General features: G+C 44.1%; 5 protein-coding genes. All 5 read right to left on the bottom strand.

The annotated features are described in order from the left end of the window. Positions 1 to 458: 458 nt before the first annotated feature. Positions 459 to 794, bottom strand: coding sequence for a hypothetical protein (locus RM811_RS08765; RefSeq protein WP_402523015.1), 336 nt, complete (start codon positions 792 to 794; stop codon positions 459 to 461). Positions 795 to 954: 160 nt separating this feature from the next. Further along, entirely contained in the window at positions 955 to 1,509 is a 555-nt protein-coding gene (locus RM811_RS08760) for a hypothetical protein (protein ID WP_402523012.1), read from the bottom strand. A gap of 117 nt (positions 1,510 to 1,626) precedes the next feature. Beyond that, positions 1,627 to 2,397 (bottom strand): hypothetical protein, encoded by a 771-nt coding sequence (locus RM811_RS08755; RefSeq protein WP_402523010.1) that lies wholly within the window; start codon positions 2,395 to 2,397, stop codon positions 1,627 to 1,629. An 888-nt stretch (positions 2,398 to 3,285) separates the two neighbouring features. Next, entirely contained in the window at positions 3,286 to 4,902 is a 1,617-nt protein-coding gene (locus RM811_RS08750) for a primase-helicase family protein (RefSeq protein ID WP_402523008.1), read from the bottom strand. Positions 4,903 to 5,355: 453 nt separating this feature from the next. Beyond that, on the bottom strand, positions 5,356 to 5,929 hold a 574-nt coding region (locus tag RM811_RS08745; protein WP_402523006.1), incomplete at its 5' end, for a hypothetical protein.

The following is a 5,929-nucleotide window of genomic DNA, read 5'->3' as shown; positions in this document are numbered from 1 at the left end:
CCTCGATAACCAATCGTCATTATGGTGCACCCAGTTATCTTGCAAGATAACTGGGTGCACCATAATGACGATTGGTTATCGAGGTGCACCATAACTTTTGATTACCTAGGTGCACCATATTCAACTGATGGTTAACTGGGTGCACCATTATTAACAGGTTAGCGGGGTGCACCATTTACAGTATGTCATTACGTGTTACAAGGGTGCACCATTATTGATAAACTATAGAGTCTGTGCCCTTGCGTTGTCAGTCTATTGTTCTGGTGTGCCTATGATCTTAGATCCAGTTATCTAGGTATGGTCGTACTAAATACCATCAGGGATATTGGTCGTCTGTTCTGCAAGTGGTGGGGATTTAGGAGGGAGCCCCAAAATTTTTTTTCCTCAAAATTTCAGGGCTGTTTATTATCACTGGCCAGAACTGGCAGCAGTACTTAAAGTCTTGCAGGGTAGGGGTATTAACTATTATCTGTTACCAGTCGTAGACTGTTATCCGTGTCCGCTGGGTCGATACCGTCAGTCTCAGTGTCTTTATCGGGCTTGATAATATGTTGGTTGAATATAACCGTTTGACTGGGAGCTTCTTCTTCCGGTTTCTCTGATACCTTCGAGCAGATATACGGCAGGAACTTGATAAGCAATTCCAATTTGTCCTTTGGATCATCTATTTCTGATAGGTATACCTGGATCTTTGAGAAGTCATGACACAAGGCATCCTTTAATGTATCCCGCACTACAGCAGACAGCTTGTTTGCAGAACCTACTACACGTCCACCAGTCTTAATCCTCGCCATTGTCTTTGCTCCGAAAAGTTAATGTAACTGGTCAAGTATTGACGGTATCCATTGGGCGACAATGGATTTTTACTGTTTCCTGCAAACTGGCCACCGATCAGCCAGCATAAAAAAAAGCCCCTGATCAGGAGCCTTTTCTTTACCTGGGAACCGTTTTTTCTCAGAAAGGAATATCAGGAATATCATCATCATCAAAACCATTAGGCGGCTGAGACTGATTCTGAGGCTGCTGGATAGGTTGTTGCTGAGCAGGTTGCTGATATACGGGTTGCTGTTGAACTTGCTGCTGAGGCTGAGAATAAGCCTGCTGAGGCTGTTGTTGAGGTTGCTGCTGATAAACGGCTTGTGTCTGAGGTTGTTGTTGCTGTGGTGCCTGTTGCTGAGGTTGTTGGTGTTGGATCTGCTGTGGTGCCTGCTGGTATGACTTCAGTACTGGCTCAAATTCACCGTCGATATTGAAATACTCATTACCCAGTGAGTCATAAGAAACTGAGTAATCAACCCTGACAGGTATATCTATCAATCGTTCAACATCACCTTCAACTGTATCGAATTTCGACAGTTTCAGTTTTCTGCCGTTATTCGTTTTGAATTTCAGTCTGACAAATGGTGTGCCTCTACCAGTGGTTCCGACAAAACTGATAGATCGGATAACGCCTTCAACTTCAATGAGTTCAGATTTCTGTTTTTGCTGAGTGTTACCTTGTGTATTCATGGACATATTCACTCATATTCAAGTACATAAATTTCAATGAAATAACATCAAAATACTACCTTGAATTATAGTCCAGAATTAGCCGAAAGCCCTTGATAATAAAGGGCTTGAATGGATTTATGCGGTGCTTTTTTCTGTCTCAAACAGGTCGGCAAATTCTTCTTTTGTCAGAATGGTTTTTTGCCAGAAAACAATGTGCTTACCCTTCTGAATCTCTTTGATTAGCTGGACGCATTCCCATGAATTTTTACCTTTCGTGTTCATGACACTCCAGGTTGTTTCCCAGAAAACAATACAAGGCTTCTTCAGTGACCGGGTGGCGGCAATCATTGCTTTCAAAGAAGCATGGCCACCGGATGATGGTTTTCTTATAAGAACACTGTCGGATCTCGTAACACCATTGGCCGTCATTAGGTACAGACCAGTACCTACATTGTTATCCCAATCAACAGATCCTTTTGTTTTTGCCTGCACAACGGGCATTGATCTGGAAAGACGGTCTTTTATGGCTGTAAGGTTATCTTTCTCGGAGAGCTTATATAGGCCGATCTCAAATCCTTCACCATTGGCGGGAATGGCCTTATAGGACTCAGGGACGATAAGCGACATCTCGTAATCGGATAGGCTCTTATCGGTTTCTATGGCATCAAGCATCTCATAATCATGAGAGTTTCCCGTCCATGTGCCTGTTACGTGATAGGTGGGAGATTCGCCCTTAGTCCTGTATCCCCTGTGCTCAATAAACCCTGCTGATTCAGCTTGGCACCTGGCAATGGTTCGGATAACTCTGGGGGTGTCGTGAAGGTATTCTTTGAGGTATGCGTTGGATAGCCTGGTATCAACAGGCAGTGCTGCAATGTGGGCAGCGATGATGGTGGTGAGTTTCATGGTTTCTCAACATAAGAATATTTTGGGGAGGTAACCCTCCCCGGAACCAGCTACCGTATCGGAAGCAGGGCTGCCATAGCCGTCAGGCTGTGCGTGTTTAATACTACATCAAATTCCGGTTTTTTGACAACAAATATCCTCTACCAAAATCCTCTGTAGCCTTTGCATATCAATGGCTTGAACGCCTCACCACTCTCCCGCAAAAGCAAAAAAAAACACTAGACAAAGAAACGCTTTACCCCCAGCTATTGAGGAAGGGGGCGGGGCCAGTGTCTTAAGCGCGATAGCGCGGGGGGCGAAGCCCTTATAGAACCTGGGATTTTTTCTAAATTAGTGGATTTTAGAGGATGAAACTCTTTAAAACTGCTCTGTATCCCCTGTTGTATCAGGACTTGTATATTTGTATCACCTTTGTATCGGGTAGTGTATCGGGTTAGAGGTAGGCTGTAGCCCCCGTGGTATCAGGTGTAGCGGGTAAAACAGGTGTTTTTGGAAATTCTCAGGAAAACTATTTCAATTCCCTAGCACTTTTATATTTTTTACCCGCTTTACCCGATACACTAGATACCACGGGGGCTGTAGAGGATCTGCATACCCGATACGAACCCGATACAGCCCGCTACAACGTGATACAAAAGCCATATTCTGAGTAAAAATCCTGATTTTTGAGCAAAAAAAAGTCCGAAAATATCGGACTTTTTGCGTGTTTTGAGGGTAAAAAGGTTGTTTTTTTCATATTTTTTCATGTTTTTGTGATTTTTTTTATCTTTTTTTTATACCTTAACCTGCTACAGCCCTTTAAAATAAAGGGATGCAACGATTTTGTTTTTTCCTTTTTTTGTTTTTCTGGAAAAATGAAAAAAAGTGCTGATTTACCCGATACGGGATTTATTCCCAATCAATAGAGCCTTTTAGAAATCGCTCAAAGGTTTGCCGTGCTTGGTCTAGAGAAGGAAACACCCTTACTCTTTCTGGTTTATCACCAACTCCTGTTCGGTGCATCTTTGATTCAATTCCTGCTTTGTTTAAAGCCCGTCCTATTGCTGTGGCTGGATTTCCGTATAAAGGCTTCATCTTTCTTTGATCTATCCAATTTTCACAGGCTTGATAGCATTCTTGGTTGTCCATCCATGCAGGCCAAGCTCCTGCAACGATTCCATCATTGACCAGAATGTTGTAAACCCATCTTTCTTCAGGCTTCAGGCTGTCTATTTTCTGCTTAACCAGTTCACTGGTAACAGGCGCATGGTGTGGGTCAAAATCCTCTATGGAAATATTCAGAAGATACTGAAGAAGTTTCTCCACAAACTGGTGATGATCTGGGTGTGATTGCTGCATATAAGCCCGTTCAGAGAAGTAGGCTTTATCCTGTTTTACATGCTCTGAGACACTGAGGAAAAAGTATCGCCGGTCGTCACTTTCAACAACAACGATGTTCTCGCTATTACTGGCCATGAAAATACGCATTTTGTTGGGAACCCTGATGCTGTCTATCCCTTTGCGTTCAATGCGAGTGTAGAGTTCTGAAATGAGGCCCTTGAGCATATCGCTGGCTTGCTTGCTGCCTGCAAAAGCCTCGTCAAAAAACACCAGTACCTTTGATTCCAGGGCTGCGTTGAATTTTCCTGTAACGTCTTTTGACTGAGTGGTTGCCAGTGCGTGGCCACCAATAATAGTTATCAGTGGTGCCATGAATGTTCCCTTGCCGACACCTTGCCCAGCTTTCAGCACTATCGCTACAGATGGTTTCTCCCAAGGTTTTTGAACCATGTGGGCAAGGTATTCAACGAGGTATCTGTAATCTCTTTCATCACCGGCACAGATAACATCCCTGATATGCACCAAGTATTGAGCCACTTGTTCATCGTTGAGCAGTTCAGATGGTGGAATGCCTGCCGGTTTAACTCCGAATCCCTGCCAGATATTAAGCCTGTTTCGGGGTGTTACCGTCAGTGGTGGTTTTGATGGGTCAAAGTCGAGACTTCCATCAACGAAGTTGGCGTCAGCGTGGTTGAGCCAGACATCACCTTTTGATTTTCTCGTTATCTGCCCGCCTCTGTAGCCTACGGGTATCTTTTGTTCGTGCGACCACTTGGCCTTGAACTCTTCAGCGGTGAAAAATTCAGGTTGTAACCCTGTCCCAACATCGGCACTAATCATCCTCATAATACGGTTCTTACCGTTAATGATGATGTGGTAGTAGTTCCGGTTAAGTTCTTCTATGCACTGGTTTATGTGCTGAGAAAAGTCTGGTGATCCATCAGAGCTAAGAGGGATGACATTATCGTGATAGGTGGCTTGGGACGTGACATTTCTGCTTTTGGTGGCTTTATCTTTGCCGATGGTCTTCTTGGCTTTTTTGGAATCAGCCTTTCCGTTCTGCTTTTTCGGTGCTTTTACAGCATTTTTCGCCGATGTTCTGGTGTTTTCGGTGGCGTTTTCTTGTCTGGATTCTGTTACACTTGTGTCGTCTGAGTCTGGCACGCTCGATTCCTTTTCGAGCATCCAGCGTATTCGGCAAAGTTTTTTTTTACAGGGCGGGTACATAATGCTGCGAATACCTGTAATATTTGCCTTATAAGTCTTCTTAATAACTTTCTGTTCTTAAAAAGGCTATCGCTGGATGCGGTGAAGATCTATCAGCATTCTTTGGTCGGATCACTGGTAGGTCGTTGGTTTAGCAAAAAACCCCTGAGGTAAAACTCCGGGGTTTTTTGCTATCTGCATCCGGTTCGCGCTAACTAGCACGAATTTTCAAAATCTGTCTTTATGGTACTGGTAATCATTGGATAGTTGAACAGCTATCACTGTTGCAATTAGAAATAACAATAACGATAAACCGAGAGTTAGCCCGTAAATTGCAGGGTTTATCGCGCCTCTAGCGGGATATAAAACTGGGTGCAGGCGCTTATGTTTTATGCCTGCACTTGGGCGACTAGCGTCTGGTAGTGATAAGCCTTAGTTTGTTTCAGATCCGTGATGCTTGGATCTTTCGCTTTTGGTTGTCGGTGCCGGGCTTGATGCTTTGTTTAGAGATACTGGGTTGTTTATCCATAATTTGTATCTGGCTGGCTTCTTTGTGCGGGTCGAGTACCCTCTGCCGGTAAATCTACTATTTACTCTCATTGCTTCTAATTGAGACCGAGCTTGTTTCGCCTGGGTGGTGAGCATGGATCCAGTGATGTTTCCCCAAAAATGGGTAGTGCCTGTGTCACTCATCAGTGTTCTAACGCTGATTGCATTCCCTGCGTTTTTAAGTGCTTTGGCCATTCCACAGTATTCACTGGATAGCTTGCCTCTTGCGTTTAGCCATACAGCAACCTCTGACCAGCTCCACTTTTCACCATAAGCGGGTGCCGGGAAGTCTTCTGCTGCGGATATTTGCCGTGAGTAGCGGCTGATGTTCATTTTGTTGATACCGCTTCTTTCAGCAATATCAGAGACAGTAACAGCATCGGTTTCAACCAGTGATGAAATGAATACTCCGAGGCTTTCGACCCGCTTCATTTCTTCAAGTATTACACCCTGGAAG

It is taken from the genome of Endozoicomonas sp. (genome assembly GCF_031844845.1).
GTDB lineage: Bacteria > Pseudomonadota > Gammaproteobacteria > Pseudomonadales > Endozoicomonadaceae > Endozoicomonas.
The sequence above is the reverse complement of the archived record's forward strand: the minus strand, read 5'-3'. Positions and strand labels throughout refer to the sequence as shown.

Excerpts from the sequence above, each read along its gene's own strand:
- RM811_RS08765 (WP_402523015.1), bottom strand. The coding sequence starts at position 794 with ATGGCGAGGATTAAGACTGGTGGACGTGTAGTAGGTTCTGCAAACAAG.
- RM811_RS08760 (WP_402523012.1), bottom strand. The coding sequence starts at position 1,509 with ATGAATACACAAGGTAACACTCAGCAAAAACAGAAATCTGAACTCATT.
- RM811_RS08755 (WP_402523010.1), bottom strand. The coding sequence starts at position 2,397 with ATGAAACTCACCACCATCATCGCTGCCCACATTGCAGCACTGCCTGTT.
- RM811_RS08750 (WP_402523008.1), bottom strand. The coding sequence starts at position 4,902 with ATGCTCGAAAAGGAATCGAGCGTGCCAGACTCAGACGACACAAGTGTA.